Genomic DNA, 26753 nt, shown 5'->3' on the forward strand with positions numbered 1-26753 from the left:
GGGGCCGGATCGAGGTCGTCCATGGCGCCCGGGTCTTCGACGACGTCATCGGCTTCGACGGGCCTGTGCGCGATCCGCACCCGCGTCCCTCCGGAACTCGCCGGGCTCGCGTGCCCTGGCGGGTGCTCCGTACCCCTCCGGTCACGGGGGTACCCCGCGCCGCGTCGGCGTCAGCCGCCGACGCCGGTCACGGGGCACCGGACCACGCTCGCCTTCGGGACCCGCCCGACGGACCCGCCCGACGGACCCGCCCGACGGACCGAGCCGATGGACCGGGCCGATGATCCGGCCCGGTCCCAGCGGCACGTGCTAGCCGGAGACGTACTCCAGCAGCTGTTCCGCCTCCGCGCGGCGGGATTCCGCCGTCTCGTCCGACGCGGTCGCGTAGGCGGCCAGGACCGCTCGCGCCCGTGTCGTCGCCGAGTCCGTCGCGCCGAGGTCCGCCTCCAGCCAGGCCGCCATCAGCTGCGCCCCCGTCCGTAGATCCGCGAAGTCCTCGCCCGCCTCCTCGAAGCAGGCGATCGCCTGCTCGACGTGCGGCAGGGCCTCCGCGTACGTCTCCGAACCCTCGCCCTGGCCGGCGATCAGTTCGCCGGTCTGCCGGTGGGTGTCCGCGAGCTCCGCGCGCAGGCGCGCTCCGGACGCCGGATCGTCGGCGTCCGCGAGCGCCTGCTCGCACTCCTTCTCCGCCGCGGACATGAACGCCCGCGCCGCCTCCGGCCCCGCCTGCCCCTCGCGGACCGCGATCCACGCACGCACCCGCAGCGCGCGCACCACCGCGTGGACGTCGCCCAGCTCGCGCCAGAGCGTGGCGGCGCGCTCGTACACGCGGTCGGCCTCCTCGTTCAGGCCCGCGCGGTACAGCGCCTGGCCCGCGAGGTTCGCGAGCATCGCGTGGTCCCGCTGCTCGGGCCAGCCCCGGGCGATGTCGGCCGCCTTCAGCCACTGCTCGGCGGCCTCGCGCGACTGCCCGAGCACCGTCAGCGCGTCACCGAGCCACCACAGGGTCTGGACGACCATCCCTTCGCCGTGGTCGTCGACGGTCAGATCCGGAAGGACAGCTTCCAGAATGGCCGCCGCCTCCTCCGTCCGCCCGGCGCGCAGCAGCCAGCCGCCCAGCTGGTGCCGGGCGTACGTGCCGAAGCCCGCACTCTCGCCGGCCTCGTCGGCCCAGTGCGCGGCCTCCAGCGCATGCCCGGCGGCCTCCTCGAACCGGCCGCTCTCGCCCAGGACTTCGGCCAGCTGGAGGTGCAAGCGGGTGTGCCCGAGCGTGTCCACGTACGAGGAACCGTGCTCCAGGGCCGCGCGGGCCGCGCGCTCCGCCGTCTCCAGATCGCCGAGGTGGCGGGCCACCGGCACGAGACGGGCCTCCGGCTCGACCGCGTACCAGGGCAGCCCGGCCCGGTGGTAGAGCGCGGCCGAGGCCTCGTACCGCTCGGCGGCGGCCTCGGCGTCCCCGCGGTGCGCCGCGAGATCACCGAGGACGCTCTCCGCCTCCGCGACCCGGTCGGCCACCCGCGGGTCCTCGTGATGCGGTTCGGCGAAGGCCAGCAGTTCGGCCACCGCCCCTTCCAGCGCCTCGGCCCGCTCGTCGACGTCGGAGTCGGCGTCGGCACCAGCGCCGTCGTCGGCGCTTGTGGCGTCTTCGTCGTGGAGCCGCGCCAGATGGATCCGTACCCGGTTGAGCAGCGCCCCGGCGGCCTGGCCGGCGCCGGTGGCGCCTTCGGCGTGCAGCGCGAGCACACGTGCGCAGGGTTCCTCGACGGCGGCAAGAGCCTCGTCGGTACGGCCGTCGCGCGCTGTCGCGTACGCGGCGCGGGCCAGCGCGGCCGCAGCCTCTCCCGGGTCGCCGAGGGCCTCGTACCGCTCCGCCGCGGAGCGGAACAGTCGCGCGGACTCCGCCGGCTCGGTCCTGTGGGACATCGCGCGGTGGTCGTCGATCTCGGCGAGCGACCGGTCGTCGAGCTCCGTGGCGTCCGCCGCCTCGGCGAGCGCCGCCCATGCGGCCCCGGCGTCCGGATGCCGCTGCTCGGTCAGCCGGCGCGCCTCGGCCAGCAACTCCTCGGTACCGGCCGGGGCGGGCCGCGCCGCGGACACCGGCGCAGGTGCGGACGCGGATGCGGTCGCGGGCGCCGCCGACGACGGCTCGGCGGCGGTCAGTCGAACCGCCCGGATGCCCAGCGGAAGCCGCTCCAGCAACGGCCGCCGCGCCATCCGCTCGCGTACGAGCGTGCTCACCGACACCGTGCCGTTGCGCTCGTCGAAGCGTCCGGCGATCGCGAGGGCCTGCGCCCGCGCGTGCTCCGCGAGGGCGCCGGCCGTCCAGGACGTCCCCGCGGGCCCCGGCACGCCCTGGTCGCCGTGCCCGAGCGCCACGAGCCGGTCCATCAGCAGCGCGGTGACGGCGAGATGGTCCATGAGCGAGTCGGGGTCGCCGTCGTCCGTGAAGTAGGCGGGACGGTCGGCGAGGATCTCCAGCGCCCGCGCCTCGTTGCCGGTCAGCGCGCAGAACTCGACGTGGAGCGACACCGAGCCCCGCATGCTCTCCATGGGGCGCACCATCCGGTACCCGCGCAGGTGGTTGGCGCGCGCGTCGTCGGTCCGGCCGAGCCTGACCAGCGGCAGCAGCGAGGACGCCAGCACGGCGTGCGGCTCATGGGCGCAGGTGTGCTCGCCCGCGAGGACCGGCTGCCAGATCTCCAGGGCGCGGGCGTCGTCGTCGAGCTCGGCCTGCCAGGAGCCCTGCCCGTGCAGCTCGCAGGCGTGGCAGTCGCTCATCCGGTCCCGGTCGGCGGCGAGCCACCCGGTGTACGCGCGCTGCGCCCGCTCCCGGTCGCCCAGATGCCGGGCGACCCGGAACTCACCCTGCCGCACGGCCCGTTCGGAGTGGCCGGCCAGCCGGTAGCGGTGCTCCATCTCGCCGAGCCACTTCTCGATCGAGGCGAGCGGGATGTGCGGCTGGTCGAGCATGCCGCTGGACACCCACTTGAACACCCAGTGCAGGGAGTGGGTCTCGAAGTCGTCGAAATCCCCGGGCTGTTCGTCCCACATCCGCAGCAGCCGCGCGAACGGGACGAACATCTTGGCCTTCTCGGAGCTGTAGTTGTAGACCTGCAGCTGGTGCCCGAGGGCCTCGATGACGGCCAGCGGCTCACCGAGCTGCTCGGCCTCGGCGAGCAGCCGCTCCGCGCGTGCGTTGCGGGCGGGGCCCTCGGGCTGGGCGAAGTTGTCCCGCATCGCCTCGCGCAGGGCCTGGAACGTGAGGGTCAACGGTCCTCCTCCTGGTCGTGGGTGGCCCATTCGAGCAGGCCGATGAACGCACGGTTGAGCAGGGCCGAGTCGGCGGGACGCAGCGGGCGCTGCGCCATCAGCAGGGCCTGCCCGTACAGCGACTCGACGGCCGTGCCCGTGAGCTGCGGGTCGAGGGCGCTGATCCTGCGGATCAGCGGGTTGAGGTGGTTGAGGACGAGGCGGGCCCGCGGCGCGCTGCCGCGCAGCGAGCCGAGAATGCCCGCCCACAGGTCGTCCGCCTGCTCCTCCGCGTCCGCGCGGGCCTGCTCATGGCGGGCCGCCCGGTCGTCGAGGTGCAGTGCGGGCACGGTCACGGGGTGGAACGAACGCAGGGACACGTCGCAGCCGAGGGGATCCAGCGTGGCACGCGCCACTGACAGGAAGCCCGCGAGGGCCAGTTCGTCGGCCGGGTCGACCGCGTCGAGGTGGGCGGTGACGGTGTCGGCGTCGAGCTCGGCGACCGCGGTTCCGGGGCGGACCGAGGGAAGCCGCCCGACCAGTTCGGAGTCGTAGGTGTAGCCGCCGTTGACCACGCCGATGCCCTGCGCGGACGCGATCGGCGCGACCTGCCGGTACTCCTCGACGCTGCGGGTGAAGTGCACCACCGGATGCCGCTGGGCGAACTCCTCCAGCGACAGCCGGCCGTCCGTCGTCTCGAACGGCAGCCACGGCAGCATCGTGCGCAGCATGCCGTCGTCGTGCCGGGCCAGCGACTTCACGCCCAGGTGGTGGACGGAGAGGAACTGCGCGAGCCGCTCGGGATCGCCCGCCGCGAGCCCCGTCAGCCAGTCGCGCACACGGGCGCCGAGAGCGTCCCGTACGCCCGCGAGCGTCTCGTCCGCGTACAGCGACTCGCGCGACGCGGTCGGCCGCAGGCTGTCGGTGTCCAGAACACAGCGTACGAAGAAGGCCCAGTCGGGCAGGAGTTCGTCGGCCCGGTCGGTCAGCAGCATGCCCTTGAGGTGCACACGATGGCCCGCGCGCTGCGCCGGGCTCACCGCGGAGGGCAGCACGTACGCGACACCGCGGACGCCCACGAGCGGCAGGTCCAGCTCGATCGAGTCGAGCGGGGTGAAGCCGAACAGCTCGTGGCAGTGGCCCGCGAGGGCCACCCGGCGCGCCGCCGGACTCGGATGGCGGCGGTCCCACGGCGCCGGCAGATCGGTGACCGGCTCCTCGCCCACGCGCACGTCGTACGGGAGCAGCGAGCCGAAGTCCCGGGCCAGCGCCCGGACCCGGTCCTCCGTGAGCCAGTCACCGCTGCCGGGGCGGGCGGTGAGGTACACGGTCGTGCCGGGCTCGGTGCGGGCACCGTCCGGGAGCGTGCGCACGGTGTACGAGCCGTCGTCGCGCGCCGCCCACTCCACGGGCGGCGCGTCCGGCGTCCGCGCGGACCGGCTGACGACCCGGATCTCCGCGGCGACGACGAAACAGGCGAGCAGGCCGATGCCGAACTGGCCGAGGAACTCGGCCCGCGCGGACTCCAGTCCGCCGTCCCGCTTGGAGCTGCGTCCGATGGTGGCGAGCAGGCTGTGCACGTCCTGTTCGGTCAGCCCGATGCCGCTGTCCTCGACCCGCAGCCGGCCGTCCTCGGCGTACAGCCGTACCCGGGCGGGCGCGTCCGGCTGCTCGGCCCGGCGCGCGGTGATCGCGTCCACGGCGTTCTGCAGCAGCTCGCGCAGATAGACCTTGGGACTGGAGTAGAGATGGTGGGAGAGGAGATCCACCAGGCCGCGCAGATCGACCTGGAAGGTGTGCGGAGTGGGCACGGTGGACTGTGGTGTGGTCTCAGAAGTCATCGTCGCTGCGCCGGGTGGGGGGACGAGCGGCGGCGCGGGTAGGGCGATCCCGGTCGACGGTGATCGCGGCGTGGGAAGGCGGGGGAGACCGCGCCATCCTAGGGGGCACGGCACCGACGTGACCAGGGGATATCCGGTGGTGCGCGACGGTTGTCGGTGCGGTGGTGTGCAATGGACCGCGTGTTGGACGAACCGCTGAAGAAGACTCTCGGCCCCGCGACCGCGAAGGTCATGGCCGAGCACCTCGACCTGCACACCGTCGGAGACCTGCTCCACCACTATCCGCGCCGGTACGAGGAGCGCGGCCAGCTGACCAGGCTCGACGAGCTGCCGCTCGACGAGGACGTGACCGTCGTCGCCCAGGTCGCGGACGCGCGCGTGCTCACGTTCAACGGCGGACGCGGCCAGCGGCTGGAGATCACCATCACCGACGGCAGCGGACGGCTGCAGCTGGTGTTCTTCGGCCGTGGCATCCACAAGCCGCACAAGGACCTGCTGCCCGGCAGCCGCGCGATGTTCGCCGGCAAGGTCTCGATGTTCAACCGCAAACTGCAGCTGGCCCATCCCACGTACGAGCGGCTGGACGCCGACAGCGGCGACGGCGTGGTGAGTGCCTTCGCCGGCAGGCTCATCCCGATCTATCCGGCCTGCAAGGGGCTGGAGTCCTGGAAGATCGCCAAGGCCGTCGACGCGGTCCTCCCGCAGGCAGGGGAGGCCCTCGACCCGCTGCCGCCCGCGCTGCGTGAAGGCCGTGGCTTCGTCCCGCTCCCCGAGGCCCTGCTCAAGATCCACAGGCCAGGGACCAAGGCCGACATCGAGGACGCCAGACAGCGACTGAAGTGGGACGAGGCCTTCGTCCTCCAAGTCGCCCTCGCCCGGCGGCGCCACGCGGACGCACAACTCCCCGCGGTCGCCCGCAGACCGGTCCCGGACGGGCTGCTCGACGCCTTCGACGCACGGCTGCCCTTCACCCTCACCGAGGGCCAGCAGAAGGTGTCCGCGGAGATCTTCGGCGACCTGGCCACGGAGCATCCGATGCACCGGCTGCTCCAGGGCGAGGTCGGCAGCGGCAAGACCATGGTCGCCCTGCGGGCCATGCTCGCCGTGGTCGACGCGGGCGGCCAGGCGGCGATGCTCGCGCCGACCGAGGTCCTCGCCCAGCAGCACCACCGGTCGATCACCGAGATGATGGGCGATCTCGCCGAGGGCGGCATGCTCGGCGGCGCCGAGCGGGCGACCAAGGTCGTGCTCCTCACCGGCTCGATGGGGGCCGCCGCCCGCCGTCAGGCGCTGCTCGACCTGGTCACCGGCGAGGCCGGGATCGTCATCGGCACGCACGCCCTGATCGAGGACAAGGTGCAGTTCCACGATCTGGGGCTGGTCGTGGTCGACGAACAGCACCGCTTCGGCGTGGAGCAGCGCGACGCGTTGCGCGGCAAGGGCAAGCAGCCGCCGCATCTGCTGGTCATGACCGCCACGCCCATTCCCCGTACGGTCGCGATGACGGTCTTCGGCGATCTGGAGACCTCCGTGCTGGACCAACTGCCCGCCGGGCGCTCGCCGATCGCGACGCATGTGGTCCCGGCCGCGGACAAGCCGCACTTCCTGGCGCGGGCGTGGGAGCGGGTGCGCGAGGAGGTGGAGGGCGGGCACCAGGCGTATGCCGTGTGCCCGCGGATCGGCGACGACCAGGACGAGCAGCGGAAGAAGTCGGCGGAGGACGAGGCCGAGAAGCGGCCGCCGCTGGCCGTGCTGGACGTGGCGGGGCAGCTGACGGCGGGCCCCCTGAAGGGGCTGCGGGTGGAGGTGCTGCACGGCCGCATGGCCCCCGACGACAAGGACGACGTCATGCGCCGCTTCGCCGCGGGCGAGGTGGACGTGCTGGTCGCCACCACCGTCATCGAGGTCGGGGTGAACGTGCCGAACGCGACCGCGATGGTGATCATGGACGCCGACCGCTTCGGCGTATCGCAGCTGCACCAGCTGCGCGGCCGCGTCGGCCGGGGCTCCGCCCCCGGACTGTGCCTGCTCGTCACGGAGATGCCGGAGGCGAGCCCGGCCCGCGCCCGGCTCGGGGCGGTCGCCGCCACGCTGGACGGCTTCGAGCTGTCCCGTATCGACCTCGAACAGCGCCGTGAGGGCGATGTGCTGGGCCAGGCCCAGTCCGGAGTGCGTTCCTCGCTCCGGGTCCTCGCGGTCATCGACGACGAGGAGGTCATCGCCGCGGCCCGCGAGGAGGCGGTGTCCGTCGTCACCGCCGACCCGGAGCTGGAGCATCTGCCGGAGCTGCGCACGGCGCTGAACGCCCTGCTGGACAAGGACCGCGAGCAGTACCTCGACAAGGGCTGACGCCGGGGGCGGGCCCGGGGCCGACGCCCGGTACGCGACCGGGGCCTGCGCCCCCGCCGCCGACAGCCCATATCGTGGAGGTGACCGGTCCGGATCGAACCGGACCGGACGAACGTCTTCGTGAAGGACTCAGATGACCCGCGTGATCGCCGGCGCGGCCGGCGGACGCCGCCTGGCCGTGCCGCCGGGCAACGGCACCCGCCCCACCTCCGACCGGGCACGCGAGGGCTTGTTCTCCACCTGGGAGTCCATGCTCGGCACCCTGCAGGGCATCCGTGTCGCCGATCTCTACGCGGGCTCCGGCGCCGTCGGCCTGGAGGCGCTGTCACGCGGCGCGTCCCACGCGCTGCTCGTCGAGGCCGACGGCCGCGCCGCCCGCACGGTCCGGGAGAACGTGCGGACGCTCGCCCTGCCCGGTGCCGAGGTCCGCACGGGCCGGGCCGAGCAGATCGTCCAGGGACCCCCGCCGACGGCACCGTACGACGTGGTGTTCCTCGACCCTCCCTACGCCGTCACGGACGACGATCTTCGCGAGATTCTCCTCACACTCCGCTCGGGAGGGTGGCTCGCGGAGGATGCGCTCGTCACCGTGGAGCGCAGCACCAGGGGCGGTGAGTTCGCCTGGCCCGAGGGAATCGAGCCACTGCGGGCCCGTCGCTACGGCGAGGGAACGCTTTGGTACGGTCGCGCCGCCTCTACGTGCGAAGACGCACCATGACCGGACCGGAGAGCGAGGGAATTCAGTTGCGCCGCGCCGTCTGTCCGGGGTCGTTCGACCCCATCACCAATGGACATCTCGACATCATCGCCCGCGCCTCCAAGCTGTACGACGTCGTGCACGTCGTGGTGATGATCAACCAGTCCAAGCAGGGACTGTTCACCGTCGAAGAGCGGATCGAGCTGATCCGCGAGGTGACCGCCGAATACGGCAACGTCGAGGTCGAGGCCTACCACGGCCTGCTCGTCGACTACTGCAAGGAGCGGGACATCCCCGCCATCGTCAAGGGCCTCCGCGCCGTCAGCGACTTCGACTACGAGCTGCAGATGGCCCAGATGAACAACGGCCTCTCGGGCGTCGAGACGCTGTTCGTGCCGACCAGCCCGACCTACAGCTTCCTGTCGTCCTCGCTGGTCAAGGAGGTCGCGGCCTGGGGCGGGGACGTCTCGCACCTGGTGCCCCCGGTCGTCCTCGCGGCACTGACCGACCGGCTCCCGAAGAAGTGATGCCGGAACCGACGCCGGAAGCGATGCCGGAAGCGGCATCCTGACGGGCCGTCACCCGGTGTCGTCCGGGCGCCGACTGCCCGTACAGTCGTTCCGTCCGTCTCCATATCGGCCGTAGTGGCCGAAGTGACTGTAGAGAGTGGCGAGCACACGGTGGACGTGCAGAAGAAGCTCGACGAGATCGTCGAGGCGGTCGGGAACGCCCGGTCCATGCCCATGTCGGCCTCCTGCGTGGTCAACCGCGCCGAGTTGCTCGCGATGCTCGAAGAGGTGCGCCAGGCACTGCCCGGCTCGCTCGCCCAGGCGCAGGAGCTGATCGGCGGCCGGGACCAGATGGTCGAGCACGCCCGCCAGGAGGCCCAGCGGATCATCGAGGCCGCCCACTCGGAGCGTGGCTCGCTGATCTCCGACACCCAGATCGCCCGGCAGTCCCAGGACGAGGCCGACCGCATCCTCGCCGAGGCCCGCCGGGATGCCGAGGAGATCCGCGCCGAGGCCGACGACTACGTCGACTCCAAGCTCGCCAACTTCGAGGTCGTCCTCAACAAGACCATCGGCTCGGTCGACCGCGGCCGCGAGAAGCTGCTCGGCCGCGGGCCCGGGCTGGACGAGCAGGGGTACGCCGACGAGGACGCCCCCGAGTACAGCGCGGACCCGCAGACGCTGATCCAGCGCGCCGACGACTACGTGGACGCCAAGCTCGGTGCCTTCGAGGCGGTGCTCTCCAAGACGCTCGAGGCCGTCGGCCGCGGCAGGCAGAAGCTGCACGGCCGTATCGCCACCGACGATCTCGGCGCGCACGTCGCCGCCCAGGACGCCGCCGGGGGCATGCAGCACACGAGCGACGCGGACTACCTGGCCGGGCTGGCGGAACTGGCGGATCCCGCGCCGCAGGTCCAGCAGGCGGTGCAGATCCCCGCGCAGGCGGATCAGTACGCCTACCAGCAGCAGGACCAGCAGCAGGCCCAGCCCCAGCCCCAGTACCAGGACACGTACGCTTACCAGCAGGACCCCTACGCGTACCAGCAGCAGGGCTACGACCAGGCGTACGCGTACCAGCAGCAGGCTCAGCCCCAGCACCAGGACCCGTACGCGTACCAGCAGCCCCAGGCCCAGCCGCAGCCCCAGGCCGCCGCGCTGGACGAGACCAGCTTCTTCGACACGAGCATGATCGACCTGGAGCAGCTGCGGCGCTACGAGCAGGGTCGCTGATCCGGTACGGACCGGATTGGGCCTGGAGCGAACGGTCCAGTATCCTGGCTCTTCGGTCGCGCGTGCGTGCAGCCGATGCTGCGCCGAAACCGCGGCCCCCCACACGATCCGAAAGCAGGAGAAGCCCTGAACGCCCGCCTCGACCACCGCAACCCTCTCGTGTTCGACACACACGAGCTGGGCCGGCGGCCCGGTGCGCTCCAGCGGCTCTCCCGCTCGGTTCCGGCGCCCGGTGCGCCGGCGATCCTCGGCATCGAGGGGGTCATCGGCGTGCCGGAGGGCGCGCCTGTGGAGCTTGAGCTCCGCCTCGAGTCCGTCATGGAAGGGGTGCTTGTCACAGGCACCGCCCGTGCAGCGGTCGAGGGGGAGTGCGTAAGGTGTCTGGAGCCGCTGCGCCAAGAGGTCGCGGCGGACTTCCAGGAGATGTTCTCGTACCCCGACGCCGACGAACGGGGCCGCCCCAAGGCGGAGCCCGTCGACGACGCCGAGGACGACGAGGACAGGCTCTTCCTCGAGGACGGTTTGTTCGACCTCGAGCCTGTGCTGCGTGATGCGGTGGTGCTCGCACTGCCGATGCAGCCGGTGTGCCGGGAGGACTGTGCAGGACTGTGTTCCCAATGCGGGACCAACCTGAACGACGACCCGGAGCACCACCATGACGCCGTCGACATCCGTTGGGCGGCACTGCAGGGACTCACCGATTCACTCGGAACCGGTGAGAAGGACGAGATGAGCGGCGCCGAAGCGGGCGTCGACGAGAAGCAGGAGAAGTAGCCGTGGCTGTTCCGAAGCGGAAGATGTCGCGCAGCAACACGCGCCACCGCCGGTCGCAGTGGAAGGCTGCGGTCCCCACCCTGGTTTCGTGTGAGCGTTGCCAGGAGCCGAAGCAGCAGCACATCGCGTGCCCGAGCTGCGGCACCTACAACAAGCGCCAGGTCCTCGAGGTCTGAGCGGCTGGTGAGAGGCACGATGTCCGACAGCATCAGTTCTGCCTCGTCCCACACGCTTCTGGAAGGGCGGCTCGGGTATCAGCTCGAGTCCGCCCTTCTGGTGCGTGCGCTGACCCACCGTTCGTACGCGTACGAGAACGGCGGCCTGCCCACCAATGAGCGGCTCGAGTTCCTCGGGGACTCGGTGCTCGGACTGGTGGTCACGGACACGCTGTACCGCACCCACCCCGATCTGCCCGAGGGCCAGCTGGCCAAGCTCCGGGCCGCGGTGGTCAATTCGCGTGCGCTGGCGGAGGTCGGCCGTGGCCTCGACCTGGGCTCCTTCATCCGGCTCGGCCGGGGCGAAGAGGGCACGGGCGGCCGGGACAAGGCGTCCATCCTCGCCGACACCCTGGAAGCGGTGATCGGCGCGGTCTATCTCGACCAAGGCCTCGACGTGGCGTCCGAGCTGGTCCACCGGCTCTTCGACCCACTGATCGAGAAGTCCTCGAACCTCGGGGCCGGCCTGGACTGGAAGACCAGCCTCCAGGAACTCACGGCGGCCGAGGGGCTCGGCGTCCCGGAGTACCTGGTCTCCGAGACCGGTCCGGACCACGAGAAGACCTTCACTGCTGCTGCCCGCGTCGGTGGTGTCTCGTACGGCACCGGCACCGGCCGCAGCAAGAAGGAAGCGGAACAGCAGGCGGCGGAGTCCGCGTGGCGCGCGATCCGCGCCGCGGCGGACGAGCGCGCGGCGGCGGACGAGCGCGCGGCGGCGGACGAGCGTGCGGCGGCGGCGAAGGCCGCGGAAGCCGCTCAGCCCGCAGACGACGAAGGGGCCGCCGACACTCCTTCACCTCGGGCCACGGCCTGAGTCCCCGCTTCCGGCCTCCTGCCGCGCGTATGCGCGGCAGGAGGCTTTTCCTTTCCCGGCCGTCTGCCCCCGAGCTGAGGGGAGCGGCCCCGTGGCCCGGGCCGGGGAGGGCGAGAGGTACGCTGCGAGCGTTGTAGCGAGAGAGCTCCGGAGGGGTCCGTGCCCGAGTTGCCCGAGGTGGAAGTCGTGCGACGGGGGCTTGAGCAATGGGTCGCCGGCCGGACCGTGGGGAGCGTGGAGGTCCTGCATCCGCGCGCCGTGCGCAGGCACCTCGGTGGCGGCGAGGACTTCGCCGCACGGCTCGAGGGGCATCGCATCGGGGTGGCCCGGCGACGCGGGAAGTACCTGTGGCTGCCGCTGGAGGACAGCGGTGCCGCTGTCCTCGGGCATCTCGGCATGAGCGGGCAGCTGCTCGTCCAGCCCGAGGCCGCCGCCGACGAGAAGCACCTCCGGATCCGGATCCGGTTCGAGGACGGCCTCGGCACGGAGCTCCGCTTCGTCGACCAGCGCACCTTCGGCGGACTCTCGCTCCACGACACCACCCCCGACGGCCTGCCGGACGCGATCGCCCACATCGCCCGGGACCCGCTCGATCCCGAGTTCGACGACGCCGCCTTCCACACGGCGCTGCGGCTGCGGCGTACGACGGTCAAGCGCGCCCTGCTCGACCAGTCCCTGATCAGCGGGGTCGGCAACATCTACGCCGACGAGGCCCTGTGGCGCGCCAAACTGCACTACGACCGGCCCACCGCGAGCCTCACCCGCCCCAGGTCCGCCGAACTCCTCGGCCATGTACGGGACGTGATGAAGGCCGCCCTCGCCGTCGGCGGCACCAGCTTCGACAGCCTCTACGTCAATGTGAACGGTGAATCGGGCTACTTCGACCGGTCGCTGGACGCCTACGGGCGCGAGGACGAGCCCTGCCGCCGCTGTGGCACACCGATGCGCCGACGCCCCTGGATGAACCGGTCGAGCTACTTCTGCCCGCGCTGTCAGCGCCCGCCGCGCCCGGTCCGCTCGCTGCCGCGCGTCTCGTCGTAACGCTCGCGCGTCAGGTCGTAGCGCTCGCGCGCCGCCAGTACCTCCGGCATGCGGCCCTCCACCAGGTGGATCAGGCCGAGCAGCCGCCCGGCGACCTCGCGCCCGAGCGGCGTCAGTTCGTAGTCGACCCGCGGCGGGTTGGTGTGCTGCGCCTCGCGGTGCACGAGCCCGTCCCGCTCCAGGGCGTGCAGCGTCTGCGAGAGCATCTTCTCGCTCACCCCGTCGACGCGCCGCCGCAGCTCGTTGAAGCGGGAGCCGCTCTCGTACAGCGCGCCCAGCGTCAGGCTGCCCCACCGACCGGTCACGTGCTCCAGCGTGCCGCGCGACGGACACTGCCGGTCGAACACGTCGAAGGCGATGGCGTCGTCCATGCGCGACACCCTACGCCCGCACAGCGCTCACCGAGGGAGAGCGCTGTGTGCCGGTATGCGCCGGACCGGCCCCCCTTCTCTGTGATCGCTCCGTGCGGGTGGCGGCCGAAGGAGTGCTTATGGGGCCCGGTCCATCGGCCGTGACCTGCGTCAACGGCTCGTGGGCGATTGTGGCCGCTTCGGGTGGCGCAGCGAGCTGGGCGGAAGTGTGACTTTCTGTGAAGGACAGCTGCGCACCTCACCCGGGAGACAGCCGAGCCATGTCCCAGCTCCGCCCTTTTGACGACGACCGGTCGACGACGTCTCCAACTGGGTGCTCCGGCCTGCGCCGTGCCAGCGCCCGGTCGGTGTCCGCACTCGTCGTGCTCGTCGTCGGGGGGCCGTTCTTCCTGTCCACCTCCACCGTGGCCGCCGCACCCGGAACACGGAGCCGAGCCGTCGAATCGACCCCCTCGATCCAGTCGAGCACCACGTCCCACTCGAGCGACTCGAAGTGCGAGGACGCCAGACCCACCAGAGTGGGCACCGAGGAGAACGACGTCATCATCGGCACCCCCGGCAACGACGTCATCTTCGCGCTCGGAGGCAGTGACACGGTCTACGCACTCGGGGGCAACGACCTCATCTGCGGCGGCCCGGGCAACGACACCCTCAACGGCGACCGGGACAACGATCGGCTCACCGGTGGCCCGGGCGACGACCAGCTCTTCGGCGGCTGGGGCAACGACAACCTCGAGGGCGAATCGGGCAACGACGAGCTGCGCGGTGAGACGGGCAACGACGAGCTCTCCGGCGACTCGGGCAACGACAGGCTCTCCGGCTTCCTGGGCGACGACACCCTCTACGGCGGCAGGGGCAACGACGAGCTCCGCGGCGGAAGGGACAACGACCAGCTCTTCGGCAAGGCGGGCAACGACCGGCTCTTCGGGGAAGCCGGCGACGACGCCCTGGACGGCGGAGAGGGCACGAACCGCAACAACGGCGGAACCGGGATCAACTCCTGCGTCGACCCGAGCGACGGCCCCGGCTGCAACGACTGAACCCGGCAACGCCCGGCACGCCCCGCTCACGAGGCCGCCGGTGCGAAGCCGGTGCCGCGCACGACGTGGGCCGCCTCGGTCGCCGATGACGGCTCCGAGACGGCCCACGAAAGCTGGCAGGTCGCTGACCTGAGGAGATGTCAGTAGCCGAAGTCCTGCGTCCACCACGGGCCGCCCTCGGCGAAGGAGACACCCACGCCCAGCGTCCGGTACTCGCAGTTGAGAATGTTCGCGCGGTGGCCGTCGCTGTTCATCCAGGAGTTCATGACGGTCCGGGCGTCGGCCTGGCCGCGGGCGATGTTCTCGCCGCCGAGTCCGCCGACACCGGCCTGCGAGGCCCGGTCCCACGGGGTGTCCCCGTCCGGGTCGGTGTGGTCGAAGAAGCCGCGCGCCGCCATGTCCGAGCTGAACCTGTCCGCGAGGGAGGCCAGCGACGCCTTCGGGCGGACCGGGCTGCAGCCGGCCTTCGCGCGCTCCTGGTTGACCAGGGCCAGCACCTCTGCCTCGGCCGCGGACTCGCCGGAGCCGACGGGAGCGTGGGTGCGGGGCGGCTTCGTCGGGAGGGGCTTGAACCTGCGCTCCGGGGCGGTGGTCCGCTTCGCCGGGGCCTTCGCCTCAGGGGCCGCCGGCCGCTTCGCCTCGGGCGCCTTGGGCGCGGGCTTCTGCTTCGTCGGCGTCGCGGACGCGGACGGCGACGGCTTGCTCGACGTGGAGGACAGGCCCTTCGACGACTTCGCCGCCCCCTCGGCGCCACGGCTCATCGACGCGGAGGGACGCTCGGACGGGGTGGCGGAGGCGCCGCCCAGGGCGTTGAGGTCACCGGAGCGCGCCTCGCGCACCTGCTGAGCGCTGGTCTTCTCACTTCCCCCGGTGAACACCTCGCTGCCCGGCAGCAGACCGGCGGCCACGGCCACGGCGCCCACCGCCATGGCGGCGGAGACCCCGAGAAGCCCGGTACGTACGGGCACCGCGGCCCGGTTCTTCCGGCGATGGCGTCCCATCCAGCTCGCCCTTCCTCGTCCTGAATGCAAGTCGACAATGTCTGGACTGACCCGAATGAGTGGAGTCCATTTCGTCGGGACTGTACGCGAATACGGCAGTGAGGGAAGTGAGGCGAGGGCGATCGATCGATGGGCTCACGTGTAGCTTGCGCGCATGAACGAACACGCACGGCTCACCGCGTGGGTACGCGGCCGAGTACAGCGCGTGGGCTTCCGCTGGTTCACCAGGGCAAACGCCATGGAGATCGGCGGCCTCCACGGCTTCGCACTCAATCTGGACGACGGCAGGGTGCAGATCGTGGCCGAGGGTCCACGTGAGAATTGCCACCGTCTCCTGGAGTGGCTCAGGTCCTCCGACACGCCCGGCGCCGTCGACGGTGTCACGGAAATCTGGGGCGATCCGCGCGGGGGCTACGACGGGTTCGCGATCCGCTGAGCGGATGTCCGCGATACGGCCACACCATGTGTTCAGATGACTGCCCCCAGCACACGTGTTCGCAAGAAACGCGCTGGTGGTTGCCAATTACGGTCCTGCCGTGCCAGGCTGCCGCAGTAAGGATGATCTCCACGCCCCCGGGGCCCGCAGGAGAGCCGCGGCCGTGTGTCTCACGGTCGTGAGCCCGCGGCTCGCCCGTCGATACGGGGTGTGATCGTGTTGACCGTCAAACTTTTTGGTGAGACGCTGGAAGCCCCGCGCACCTCAGCTGTTTGGCAGTACGAACCGCAGTAAACACAAGCGCTGCCGAGCACCGCGGGTGCGAATCCCTCACGACCCACACCGCATCGGTCGGTCACTCAGTGTGGAGGACCATCCATCATGGCAAAGGCGCTTCTCGGTTATGTCGGCGGTTCCGACCCGCGACTCCTCGCCGAGATGCGACGGCTTCAGCAGCGCGTCCAGGACCTGGAGTCCGAGCTCGTACGGATCCAGTCCGAGAACGACGCGCTCAGCGCCGCCGCACAGCACCATGGCGAGTCGTTGCTCGAAGGCATCGACATCGACGTACCCAAGGGCGAGCCGGCGCTCACCTGATCCCAGTCCCCGTCGGGGTCCGGTGAGAAACTCTCTCGCAAGGCAGGTATGTATGCAAGGGACGCTTCGGCGTCCCTTCTTTCTTTGTTTCCCTCGTTGTAGTGCGCCGCTTACCGTCTGATGTGCCCTGCGCCCTCATGGGTGAAACGCACGCGGCAGCCGGGACAACTGCCGGTGCGGCAGCCGGGAACCGACATCTCCGGTGATCTCCGGGCGACGGGAGGTAAAGTCCAGCGGCGTGCACCTCAAGGCCATGACCCTGCGCGGGTTCAAATCCTTCGCCTCCGCGACGACGCTGCGCTTCGAGCCCGGCATCACCTGTGTCGTGGGGCCGAACGGTTCCGGCAAGTCCAATGTCGTGGACGCGCTGTCCTGGGTCATGGGTGAACAAGGGGCGAAATCCCTGCGCGGCGGGAAGATGGAGGACGTCATCTTCGCCGGGACGACCGGGCGGCCGCCGCTCGGCCGCGCCGAGGTGTCGCTGACGATCGACAACTCCGACGGGGCGCTGCCGATCGAATACGCCGAGGTCACGATTACGCGGATCATGTTCCGCAACGGCGGCAGCGAATACCAGATCAACGGGGACACCTGCCGGCTGCTGGACATTCAGGAACTGCTCTCCGACTCGGGTATCGGGCGCGAGATGCATGTCATCGTCGGGCAGGGACAGCTCGACTCCGTGCTGCACGCCGACCCGATGGGGCGCCGGGCGTTCATCGAGGAGGCCGCGGGCGTTCTCAAGCACCGCAAGCGGAAAGAGAAGGCGCTGCGGAAACTGGACGCGATGCAGGCGAACCTGGCCCGCGTCCAGGACCTGACGGACGAACTGCGGCGTCAGCTCAAGCCGCTGGGGCGGCAGGCCGCCGTGGCGCGCCGGGCCGCCGTCATCCAGGCGGATCTGCGCGACGCGCGACTGCGCCTGCTCGCCGACGACCTCGTACGGATGCGGGAGGCGCTCAGGACCGAGGTCGCCGACGAGGCCGCGCTGAAGGAACGCAAAGAGGCCGCGGAAGCGGATCTCAAGGCGGCGCAGGCGCGTGAGGCGGATCTCGAGGACGAGGTACGGCGGCTGGCGCCACGGCTGCAGCGGGCCCAGCAGACCTGGTACGAGCTGTCGCAACTGGCCGAGCGGGTCCGGGGCACGGTGTCGCTGGCCGACGCCCGGGTCAAGAGCGCCACGGCGGCGCCCACGGAGGAACGGCGCGGCCGCGATCCCGAGGACATGGAGCGCGAGGCCGCCCGGATCCGCGAGCAGGAGGCGGAGCTGGAGGCCGCGCTGGATGCGGCCGAACGCGCGCTGGACGACACCGTCGCCCATCGGGCCGAACTGGAGCGCGAGCTGGCGGTCGAGGAGCGCCGGCTGAAGGACGTCGCACGGGCGATCGCCGACCGGCGTGAAGGGCTGGCCCGGCTGAACGGTCAGGTCAACGCGGCCCGTTCGCGTGCCGCCTCCGCCCAGGCGGAGATCGGCCGGCTCGCGGCTGCCCGGGACGAGGCGCAGGAGCGGGCGACAGCGGCCCAGGAGGAGTACGAGCAGCTCAAGGCCGAGGTCGACGGGCTGGACGCGGACGACTCGTCGCTCGCCGGACAGCACGACGCCGCCAGGCGCGAACTGGCCGAGGCGGAGTCCGCTTTGTCCGCCGCACGGGAAGCGGCCACGGCGGCGGAGCGCAAGCGCGCCGCCGTCGCCGCCCGCCACGACGCTCTCGCCCAGGGCCTGCGCCGCAAGGACGGCACCGGCGCCCTGCTCTCCGCCCGGGACAGGCTGTCCGGCGTGCTGGGCCCGGCCGCCGAACTTCTGACGGTGACCCCTGGCTACGAGATCCCGGTCGCCGCGGCCCTCGGCGCGGCGGCGGACGCGATCGCCGTCACCGACCCCGCGACGGCCGCCGAAGCGATCCGTCTGCTGCGCAAGCAGGACGCGGGCCGGGCGTCCCTGCTGCTGTCCGTCCCGAAGCAGGCCGCCTCCGACGGAGCCGGCGCCGCCCCGGCCACCGGCGACGGGGCCATGCCGGGCGGCGGACTGCCCGCCTCGGCGCGCGAGCCCGTGCCGGGCCCGGCGCCGGCCGGTGGCGCGGCGTCAGTTCCGGCTCGGGCGGCGCTCGACGACGGGGCCGGGAGCCCTGCGCACGCGCGGGACCGCGTCCCGTCGGTGCCGCTCCAGGACCGGGGCGTCGTCTCCGACGTGGCACCCGGCGGACCGCCGCGGGTCGCCGAGCTGGTGCGGGGGCCGGGGGAGCTGATGCCCGCGGTGGAGCGCCTCGTACGGGAGATGGTGGTCGTCGGCACCCTGGAGGACGCCGAGGACCTGGTCCGGACGCGGCCTGGGCTGATCGCCGTCACCGCCGAAGGCGATGTGCTCGGCGCGCACTTCGCGCACGGCGGCTCCGCGGGGGCGCCCAGCCTGCTGGAGGTGCAGGCGTCGGTCGACGAGGCCGCCGCCGAGCTGGAGGAGCTGGCCGTACGGTGCGAGGAACTCGCCGTGCGGCAGCACGAGAGCACCGAGCGGCGCACGGCGTCCGCCGCGCTCGTCGAGGAACTGGGCGAGCGGCGGCGGGCCGCCGAGAAGGAGAAGGCCGGCTTCGCCCAGCAGCTGGGCCGGCTGGCGGGACAGGCGCGTGGGGCGGCCGGGGAGGCCGAACGTACGGCCGCGGCGGCCGAGCGCGCCGAAGAGGCGCTGGAGAAGGCGCTGTACGAGGCGGAGGAATTGGCGGAGCGGCTGGTCGTCGCCGAGGAGACTCCCGTCGAGGAGGAGCCGGACACCTCCGTACGGGATCGGCTCGCGGCCGACGGCGCCAACGCCCGGCAGACCGAGATGGAGGCGCGGCTCCAGGTCCGTACCCACGAGGAGCGTGTGAAAGGGCTCGCGGGGCGCGCCGACGCGCTGGACCGTGGCGCACGCGCCGAGCGCGAGGCACGGGCGCGCGCCGAACAGCGCCGCGCGCGGCTCCGCCACGAGGCCACCGTGGCCCAGGCGGTGGCCCATGGCGCCCGTCAGCTCCTCGCACATGTCGAGGTGTCCGTCGTACGGGCCGAGCAGGAACGTGCCGCCGCCGAGGCCGCGAAGGCCGAGCGCGAGCGGGAGCTGACCGCCGCCCGCGCCGAGGGCCGGGACCTCAAGAGCGAGCTCGACAAGCTCACCGACTCGGTCCACCGCGGCGAGGTCCTCGGCGCGGAGAAGCGTCTGCGCATCGAGCAGCTGGAGACCAGGGCCCTGGAGGAGCTGGGCGTCGAGCCCGCGGGCCTCGTCTCCGAGTACGGCCCCGATCAGCTCGTACCGCCGTCACCGCCCGCCGAGGGCGAGGAGCTTCCGGAGGACCCCGAGCATCCGCGCAACCAGCCGCGGCCGTTCGCCCGCGCCGAGCAGGAGAAGCGGCTCAAGTCCGCCGAACGGGCGTACCAGCAGCTCGGAAAGGTGAATCCGCTCGCTCTGGAGGAGTTCGCGGCGCTGGAGGAACGTCATAAGTTCCTGTCCGAGCAGCTGGAAGACCTGAAGAAGACCCGCGCCGACCTCCTGCAGGTCGTCAAGGAGGTCGACGAACGCGTCGAGCAGGTGTTCACGGAGGCGTACCGGGACACCGCACGCGAGTTCGAGGGCGTCTTCTCGCGGCTCTTCCCCGGTGGTGAGGGCCGGCTCATTCTGACCGACCCCGACAACATGCTCACCACGGGCGTGGACGTGGAGGCCCGGCCGCCGGGCAAGAAGGTCAAGCGGCTGTCGCTGCTGTCCGGCGGTGAGCGCTCGCTGACCGCCGTGGCGATGCTGGTGTCGATCTTCAAGGCGCGGCCCAGCCCGTTCTACGTCATGGACGAGGTCGAGGCGGCGCTCGACGACACCAACCTCCAGCGGCTCATCCGCATCATGCAGGAGCTGCAGGAGAGTTCCCAGCTGATCGTGATCACGCATCAGAAGCGGACGATGGAGGTCGCGGACGCCCTTTACGGCGTCTCCATGCAGGGTGACGGCGTCTCCAAGGTGATCAGCCAGCGTCTTCGCTGATCGTCGATGCGTATGCCCTCCCACCTGGATCTTCAATACTTGTACACAAGTCCCTGGAGTCTTGCGGGTTCGGTGACGCCATGACGCGGCCTTGACTTCGAAACTTGAACGCATAGTCTCTGCAACGTTGCTTTTACCTTCAAGTGGTGGGCGGCGTCATGTTGTGCGCCACTGGAAGGGCTCGCCCCCCACGCCCGGCGCCGTTGCCGGGTGGCCCCAGGAGTACACGTGACCAGCACCCCGCAGGCGCCGGCACCGGAAGGCCGCAAGGCCAGGCCGGAGCACCTCAGCCATGTCATCTTCATCGCGGCGGCGGCCGCGATGGGAGGCTTCCTCTTCGGCTACGACAGCGCGGTGATCAACGGTGCCGTCGTGGCCATCAGGGACCGCTTCGACGTCGGCCCGGAGGCCCTGGCCCAGGTCATCGCCGCAGCGCTGATCGGCTGTGCCATCGGTGCGGCCACCGCCGGACGGATCGCCGACCGCATCGGCCGCATCCGCGTCATGCAGATCGCCTCGGTGCTGTTCACGGCCAGCGCCATCGGGTCCGCGCTTCCGTTCGCCCTCTGGGACCTCGCCATGTGGCGCGTCATCGGCGGTATCGCCATCGGCATGGCCTCGGTCATCGCCCCGGCCTACATCGCCGAGGTCTCCCCGTCCGCGTACCGTGGCCGGCTCGCCTCCTTCCAGCAGGCCGCCATCGTCACCGGCATCGCCATCTCACAGCTGGTCAACTGGGGCGTCCTCAACCTCGCGAACGGTGACCAGCGCGGCCGCATCGGCGGCCTCGAGGCCTGGCAGTGGATGCTCGGCATCATGGTGATCCCGGCCGTCCTCTACGGACTGCTCTCCTTCGTCATCCCCGAGTCGCCCCGCTACCTGATCTCCGTCGGCCGTCACGACCAGGCCCGCAAGGTGCTCCGCGACGTCGAGGGCAAGGCGGTGAACCTCGACACCCGGGTCGCCGAGATCGAGCAGAACATGCGCCACGAGCGCAAGCCCTCCTTCAGCGACCTGCTCGGCGGCAAGTTCCTCTTCCTGCCGATCGTCTGGATCGGTATCGGCCTCTCCGTCTTCCAGCAGCTCGTCGGCATCAACGTGATCTTCTACTACAGCTCGTCGCTGTGGCAGTCGGTCGGCATCAACCCGGAGAGCTCGTTCTTCTACGCCTTCGAGACCTCGATCGTGAACATCATCGGTACGGTGATCGCGATGGTCCTGGTCGACCGGCTCGGCCGTAAGCCGCTCGCGCTCATCGGCTCCGTCGGCATGGCGATCTCGCTGGGCCTGGCCGCCTGGGCCTTCTCGTACAAGACCGAGGTCGGCGGCGTGGTCTCGCTGCCCAGCCTCCAGGGCACGGTCGCGCTCTTCGCCGCCAACTTCTTCGTGCTGTTCTTCGCCCTCTCCTGGGGCGTCGTGGTGTGGGTGCTGCTCGGCGAGATGTTCCCCGGCAAGATCCGTGCCGCCGCGCTGGGCGTCGCCGCCTCCGCCCAGTGGATCGCCAACTGGCTGATCACCGTGACGTTCCCGTCGCTCTCGGACTGGAACCTGTCCGGCGCGTACATCATCTACACGATCTTCGCCGTGCTCTCGATCCCGTTCATCCTCAAATGGGTGCCGGAGACGAAGGGCAAGGCGTTGGAGGAGATGGGCTAAACCCCGCTGCCCCTCTCCTCGGCCACCGAGGCCATGGAACTGCCCCGGCTCAGCCCTTGAGCCGGGGCAGCACCTGTTCGCACAGCAGATGGACGCTGCGCCAGCCCTCGTCCACCGGCATCCCGCCGCACAGCGGATGCAGGACGAGGCTGTCGGCGCCCAGCTCCACGCACTCGTCCGGGGTCACCACCCGGTAGACCCCCTCCGTCCGCAGCTCGGCCACCGTGGTCGCCGAGGACTTCACCGCCGAGCGGATCTCCGTGGACTGCCAGGACGCGTACGTTCGGGCCTCGTGCAGGAAGTGCTCCCCGTAGCGAGCCCAGGTCTCGTCCGGGTCCTCCGCGATGTGCAGCAGCGGCACCCGCGCCGCCGGCATCATGCAGAACCCCTCGGTCCCCAGCTCCTCGCGCTGCTGGTGGTAGTAGGCCTCCAGCTCCGGCAGATGGGCGCTCGGGAAGAACGGCAGCCCGAGGCGGGCGGCACGGCGGGCGGCGGCCTTCGAGGAGCCGCCGACCAGCAGCAGCGGATGCGGCTGGGTGTACGGGCGCGGGGTGACCCGTACCGTACGCCCCCGATGGGTGAACTCCTCGCCGGTCCAGGCCGCGAGCAGGGTCTCCAGTAGCTCGTCCTGGAGCGCGCCGCGCCGGTGCCAGTCGACGCCGTGGGCCGCGTACTCCTCCCGCCGGTAGCCGATGCCCGCCACCGTGACGAGCCGGCCCTTGCTCAGCAGGTCCAGTACGGCGATGTCCTCGGCCAGCCGCAGCGGATCGTGCAGCGGGCCGATGATCGCCGAGACGGTCACCGCGATCCGCCGGGTCGCCCCGAACACCGCTCCGGCGAAGGTGAAGGGGGAGGGCAGCCAGTTGTTGACGGCGCCGTGGTGCTCCTCGGTCTGGATCGTGTCGACGCCGCGGTCGTCGGCGTACGCCGCCATCTCCAGGGCCGCGCGGTAGCGGGCCGCGAGGGACTCGGGCGTCGCCGAGGGATCGACGAGGTTGAACCGTACGACGGTGAAGGCCATGACGAGCGTCCCCCTCTACCGGGTGTGAGCAGGCGGAGAGGGACGCTAGCTGACGTCGCGTCAGATGGAAACAGGCGCGGGCGCAGGCTCTTCCGCGGGGTCCTGCGCCGGCTCGGTCGTCGGCTCCGCGGGGGACTCCGCGGCCGTGCTCGTGCGCGGCAGCGCCGCGTACAGCGCGGCCGCCACGACGATGGTCGCCACCCAGCCCAGACCGTTCTTCCCGACCCAGGACGTGGCGAGCGGGCCGCTGAACCAGTCGACCTTGGTGAACAGCAGGCCCACCACCAGGGCGACGGCCCAGGCCGTCATGGCCTGCCAGGCGAAACCGCCCCGGTACCAGTACGCGCTGGTGCGGCCGGTGTCCATCAGCGCGTCGCCGTCGTACGTACGCCCGCGCAGCATGTCGGCACCGAAGACACCGATCCACGCGGAGAACGCCACGGCGAGGAGCGTCAGGAAGGAGATGAACGAGCCGATGAAACTCGTCGCCACCACCATCAGCAGGAAGCCGAAGACCAGCGAGATGACCCCGTTCACGCTGACCGCCCAGGCCCGCGGCACGTTGATGCCCAGCGTCTGCGCGGTGAAGCCGGCCGAGTACATCGACATCGCGTTGATCAGTAGCATGCCCACCAGCGCGATCAGCAGATACGGCACCGAGATCCAGGCCGGCAGCAGCTCGCCGATGAACGACACCGGGTCCTTGGCCGACGCCAGGTCCGGCGTGGCCACGGCCATCACCGCACCCATCAGCACCATCGGCAGCACGACGATGCCGGCGCCGCCGACCGTCGAGGCGACCACCGCACGGCCGGACGCGGTGCGCGGCAGATAGCGGGTGAAGTCCGGGCCCGACGGCACCCAGCTGATGCCGCCCGCCGCGATGGTGCCGATGCCCGCGATCATCATCGCGGTCGATCCCGCCGGCTTGCCCAGCACGGCCGACCAGTCGGTGTTGGCCGCCAGATGGACCAGGACGAGTACGGAGAACGCCCCGAAGAGATAGGTCGACCACTTGCTGCACGCCCGTAGCGCGTTGATGCCGAGGCCGGACACGAGGAGGGTCGCCGCGACGAAGAGCAGGAGCGTGACGACGATCAGCGTGGTGTTCGGCCGGACGCCGAAGAGCAGGTCGAGCACGGTCAGCAGGGCGTATGCGCCGGTGACCGCGTTGATGGTCTCCCAGCCCCAACGGGCCACCCAGATGAGGGAACCCGGGAAGCGGTTGCCCCGCTGACCGAAGACCGCGCGGGAGAGCGCCATGCCCGGGGATCCGCCGCGCTTGCCGGCGAGCGAGATGAGGCCGACGATCCCGTACGAGAGGACGGGCGCCGCGATCCCGACGACCAGGACCTGCCAGATGTTGAGGCCGTTGAAGACGATCAGGCCCGCACCCATGGTGAGCAGCAGCACACTGATGTTCGCGGCGACCCAGGTCGGGAAGAGTTCGCGGACGTGGCCGGTGCGCTCACCGTCGGGGACGGGCTCGAGGCCACGGGTCTCTATCGCGCCTTCGGACTCGGAGGCGTGGGGCATTGAAGAGGCTCCGTAGGAAAGGTGGGGAGTCCGGGGGCTGCGGGCCCCGGGAGAGCGCCGACCGCGAGACGGCCGGAAGAGCCATCGTAACGTTCTCTGGCAAAAGGCCCAAAAATGGGCGCGGATCCTTGTGTGATCCTCTGAGCAGGCCGGTCCTCACCGGACGTGGCCGATACTGGGTGGGTTATGGAAATCGTCATCCTTGCTGTAGTCATCGCCCTGGTCGCGATCGGCGCGATCAGCGGGCTCGTGGTCAGCAGCCGCAAGAAGAAGCAGCTGCCGCCCTCGGCACCGTCGAGCACGCCGACCATCACCGCTCCGCCCGCCGAGCCGCATGTCGGCGAGGAGGCGGAGACACCGCGGGAAGAACCACGCCGCACCATCGAGGAGGTCGACCTCCCGACGGCGGAGGAGGCCGTCGAGACCCCGGCCGCCGTCGAGGACCCGGTCGTCGCCGAGCCCGAGGCTCCCGCGATCGAGATCCCGGAGCCGACCGCGGGCCGTCTCGTACGGCTGCGTGCCCGCCTCGCCCGCTCGCAGAACACGCTGGGCAAGGGACTGCTGACCCTGCTCTCGCGCGAGCACCTCGACGACGAGACGTGGGAGGAGATCGAGGACACGCTCCTCACCGCGGACGTCGGCGTCGCACCGACGCAGGAGCTCGTCGAGCATCTGCGCGAGCGGGTGAAGGTGCTCGGCACGCGCACGCCGGACGAGCTGCGGAACCTGCTCCGCGAGGAGCTGCTCGCCCTCATCGGCACGGACGTCGACCGCGAGGTGAAGACCGAGAGCGGCCTGGACACCCCGGGCGTCGTGATGGTCGTCGGTGTCAACGGCACCGGCAAGACGACGACCACGGGCAAGCTGGCGCGGGTGCTCGTCGCGGACGGGCGCAGCGTCGTCCTGGGCGCGGCGGACACGTTCCGCGCGGCCGCCGCCGACCAGCTCCAGACCTGGGGCGAACGGGTCGGCGCGCGTACGGTGCGCGGGCCCGAGGGCGGAGACCCGGCGTCGATCGCCTTCGACGCCGTCAAGGAGGGCATCGCGGAGGGCGCGGACGTCGTGCTCATCGACACCGCGGGGCGGCTGCACACCAAGACCGGCCTCATGGACGAGCTGGGCAAGGTCAAGCGAGTCGTCGAGAAGCACGGCCCGCTGGACGAGGTCCTGCTCGTCCTCGATGCCACGACCGGTCAGAACGGCCTGGTGCAGGCCCGTGTCTTCGCCGAGGTCGTGGACATCACCGGCATCGTCCTGACCAAGCTCGACGGCACGGCCAAGGGCGGCATCGTGATCGCCGTCCAGCGTGAACTCGGCGTTCCCGTCAAGCTCGTCGGCCTCGGTGAGGGCCCGGACGACCTGGCCCCGTTCGAGCCGGAGGCATTCGTCGACGCGCTGATCGGCGACTAGCTGATCGGCCACCAGCGGACACCCGGGGCTCCGCCCCGGACCCCGCCTTACGGTGCACTGCCCCGAAGCCCCGGTCCTCGGGTGCCGGACGGGCTGGAAGACCCAGCCCGTCCGGCACCGGAGGACGCGGCAGGACCCCGAGGGGTCACGCCGCGGTGGAGCGGTGGCAGACGTACGCCAGCGTGCCCAGCAGAAGCCGTGCCTGGGGCGGGGCCCCGAAGGCGTCGAGGGCCGGCGGGCGGAGCCAGCGGGCGGGGCCGAGGCCCGCGTGGTCGGAGGGCGGCGCTGTGAGGTGGTGGCCCGGCCCCAGGCAGTGCAGGTCGAGGTCCGCGTCGTCCCAGCCCATGCGGTAGAGCAGCTCGGGCAGCTGGGCGGCGGCCCCGGGGGCGACGAAGAACTGTGCGCGGCCCGTCGGCGTCGCGCACACCGGTCCCAGCGGCAGCCCCATCCGCTCCAGCCGGACCAGGGCGCGCCGGCCGGCCGACTCGGCGACGTCCAGGACGTCGAACGTACGGCCCACCGGAAGCAGGATCGCCGCGCCGGGCACCTCGGCCCATGCCTTCGCCGCGTCGTCGAGCGTCGCGCCCGCCGGCACCTCGGGCGCGAAGGCCAGTGGATGTGCTCCGGGGGAGGCGCACGCGGCGTCGCCGCACGAGCACCGCCCCGCCGAGGCGCGGGCGCCCAGGGCCACGTCCCAGCCCCACAGTCCTGTGTACTCGGCCACTGCCGTGCACTCCGTCGTGCGGCCGCGGCGTCGTGCGCCGGGCCGGATCTCCCGGACCCGGGAGCCGCCGATCGTGAAGCCCATGCCCCCTCCAACGTGTCGAACTCGCCGGTGGTTACGACCCGGAGTCTGCCGGTGACGCTGCGTCGCCGTCGTGCTGTCCCGTCGGCGCGAAGTGTCGCTCGAGGTGGTGCGTCCGGTCGCGCGCGCCCTGGCGCACAACGCTCCGCTTGCTCCCG

The 26753-nt window shown here is 71.5% G+C and carries 21 protein-coding genes; 14 read left to right on the forward strand and 7 right to left on the reverse strand.

All coding sequences use genetic code 11. From position 1 onward, the window contains the following. Positions 1-309: 309 nt before the first annotated feature. Both OG766_RS25555 and OG766_RS25560 read right to left on the reverse strand, forming a co-directional pair. Entirely contained in the window at positions 310-3300 is a 2991-nt protein-coding gene (locus OG766_RS25555; protein WP_266383762.1) for a tetratricopeptide repeat protein, read from the reverse strand. After that, positions 3267-5090 carry an HSP90 family protein gene (locus tag OG766_RS25560; protein ID WP_266383764.1) on the reverse strand — a complete coding sequence of 608 codons (1824 nt, stop codon included), beginning with the start codon at positions 5088-5090 and terminating at the stop codon, positions 3267-3269. The genes OG766_RS25555 and OG766_RS25560 overlap by 34 nt, the downstream gene beginning before the upstream one ends. A 171-nt stretch (positions 5091-5261) precedes the next feature. Here OG766_RS25560 and recG point away from each other — a divergent pair, with 171 nt between their 5' ends. The 8 genes from recG to mutM all read left to right on the forward strand — a co-directional run bounded on the left by recG (position 5262) and on the right by mutM (position 12719). Beyond that, complete coding sequence (gene recG / locus OG766_RS25565; protein WP_266383766.1) at positions 5262-7439, forward strand: ATP-dependent DNA helicase RecG; 2178 nt, start codon at positions 5262-5264, stop codon at positions 7437-7439. Between the two features lie 133 nt (positions 7440-7572). Continuing rightward, the gene (gene rsmD / locus OG766_RS25570) at positions 7573-8157 is read left to right on the forward strand and encodes a 16S rRNA (guanine(966)-N(2))-methyltransferase RsmD (protein WP_328726277.1); all 585 of its coding nucleotides are present in this window, start codon (positions 7573-7575) and stop codon (positions 8155-8157) included. Next, on the forward strand, positions 8154-8663 hold the full coding sequence (gene coaD, locus OG766_RS25575; protein WP_266383772.1) for a pantetheine-phosphate adenylyltransferase: 510 nt from the start codon (positions 8154-8156) through the stop codon (positions 8661-8663). The genes rsmD and coaD overlap by 4 nt, the downstream gene beginning before the upstream one ends. 153 nt (positions 8664-8816) lie before the next feature. Next, positions 8817-9875, forward strand: a complete 1059-nt coding sequence (locus OG766_RS25580) for a cell division initiation protein (RefSeq protein ID WP_328727528.1) — start codon at positions 8817-8819, stop codon at positions 9873-9875. A 75-nt stretch (positions 9876-9950) separates the two neighbouring features. After that, entirely contained in the window at positions 9951-10649 is a 699-nt protein-coding gene (locus tag OG766_RS25585; RefSeq protein WP_266383775.1) for a YceD family protein, read from the forward strand. Between the two features lie 2 nt (positions 10650-10651). Continuing rightward, positions 10652-10825 (forward strand): 50S ribosomal protein L32, encoded by a 174-nt coding sequence (gene rpmF / locus OG766_RS25590; protein WP_026165248.1) that lies wholly within the window; start codon positions 10652-10654, stop codon positions 10823-10825. Positions 10826-10844: 19 nt separating this feature from the next. Further along, positions 10845-11678, forward strand: coding sequence for a ribonuclease III (rnc, locus tag OG766_RS25595; RefSeq protein ID WP_266383778.1), 834 nt, complete (start codon positions 10845-10847; stop codon positions 11676-11678). 159 nt (positions 11679-11837) lie between these two features. After that, entirely contained in the window at positions 11838-12719 is an 882-nt protein-coding gene (gene mutM / locus OG766_RS25600; RefSeq protein WP_328726278.1) for a bifunctional DNA-formamidopyrimidine glycosylase/DNA-(apurinic or apyrimidinic site) lyase, read from the forward strand. On the opposite strand, the gene OG766_RS25605 is transcribed toward mutM, so the two are convergent. After that, a complete protein-coding gene (locus tag OG766_RS25605) occupies positions 12671-13090 on the reverse strand; it encodes a winged helix-turn-helix transcriptional regulator (protein WP_266383784.1) in 420 nt (139 codons plus the stop codon). The two genes, mutM and OG766_RS25605, sit on opposite strands and share 49 nt — an antisense overlap. A gap of 347 nt (positions 13091-13437) precedes the next feature. On the opposite strand from OG766_RS25605, the gene OG766_RS25610 reads away from it, so the two are divergent. Further along, entirely contained in the window at positions 13438-14130 is a 693-nt protein-coding gene (locus OG766_RS25610; RefSeq protein WP_328726279.1) for a calcium-binding protein, read from the forward strand. A 140-nt stretch (positions 14131-14270) separates the two neighbouring features. Here OG766_RS25610 and OG766_RS25615 read toward each other — a convergent pair whose 3' ends face one another. After that, entirely contained in the window at positions 14271-15131 is an 861-nt protein-coding gene (locus OG766_RS25615; RefSeq protein ID WP_266383790.1) for a CAP domain-containing protein, read from the reverse strand. Between the two features lie 154 nt (positions 15132-15285). On the opposite strand from OG766_RS25615, the gene OG766_RS25620 reads away from it, so the two are divergent. The 4 genes from OG766_RS25620 to OG766_RS25635 all read left to right on the forward strand — a co-directional run bounded on the left by OG766_RS25620 (position 15286) and on the right by OG766_RS25635 (position 21823). After that, a complete protein-coding gene (locus OG766_RS25620) occupies positions 15286-15567 on the forward strand; it encodes an acylphosphatase (RefSeq protein WP_266383791.1) in 282 nt (93 codons plus the stop codon). Between the two features lie 381 nt (positions 15568-15948). Then, entirely contained in the window at positions 15949-16164 is a 216-nt protein-coding gene (locus OG766_RS25625; protein ID WP_266383794.1) for a hypothetical protein, read from the forward strand. Positions 16165-16402: 238 nt separating this feature from the next. Continuing rightward, complete coding sequence (locus OG766_RS25630) at positions 16403-20167, forward strand: AAA family ATPase (protein WP_328726280.1); 3765 nt, start codon at positions 16403-16405, stop codon at positions 20165-20167. Between the two features lie 228 nt (positions 20168-20395). Beyond that, positions 20396-21823, forward strand: a complete 1428-nt coding sequence (locus tag OG766_RS25635) for a sugar porter family MFS transporter (RefSeq protein WP_266383800.1) — start codon at positions 20396-20398, stop codon at positions 21821-21823. Positions 21824-21872: 49 nt separating this feature from the next. Here the strand turns inward: OG766_RS25635 and OG766_RS25640 are convergent, their stop codons facing one another. Both OG766_RS25640 and OG766_RS25645 read right to left on the reverse strand, forming a co-directional pair. Further along, positions 21873-22844 (reverse strand): LLM class flavin-dependent oxidoreductase, encoded by a 972-nt coding sequence (locus OG766_RS25640; protein WP_328726281.1) that lies wholly within the window; start codon positions 22842-22844, stop codon positions 21873-21875. A 60-nt stretch (positions 22845-22904) separates the two neighbouring features. Beyond that, the gene (locus tag OG766_RS25645; protein WP_328726282.1) at positions 22905-24380 is read right to left on the reverse strand and encodes a cytosine permease; all 1476 of its coding nucleotides are present in this window, start codon (positions 24378-24380) and stop codon (positions 22905-22907) included. 186 nt (positions 24381-24566) lie between these two features. On the opposite strand from OG766_RS25645, the gene ftsY reads away from it, so the two are divergent. Beyond that, on the forward strand, positions 24567-25790 hold the full coding sequence (gene ftsY / locus OG766_RS25650) for a signal recognition particle-docking protein FtsY (RefSeq protein WP_266383808.1): 1224 nt from the start codon (positions 24567-24569) through the stop codon (positions 25788-25790). Positions 25791-25935: 145 nt separating this feature from the next. On the opposite strand, the gene OG766_RS25655 is transcribed toward ftsY, so the two are convergent. After that, positions 25936-26598 carry a bifunctional DNA primase/polymerase gene (locus OG766_RS25655; RefSeq protein ID WP_266383811.1) on the reverse strand — a complete coding sequence of 221 codons (663 nt, stop codon included), beginning with the start codon at positions 26596-26598 and terminating at the stop codon, positions 25936-25938. Positions 26599-26753: the final 155 nt, after the last annotated feature.

This window comes from Streptomyces sp. NBC_00259 (assembly GCF_036181745.1).
GTDB classification, from domain to species: domain Bacteria; phylum Actinomycetota; class Actinomycetes; order Streptomycetales; family Streptomycetaceae; genus Streptomyces; species Streptomyces pratisoli.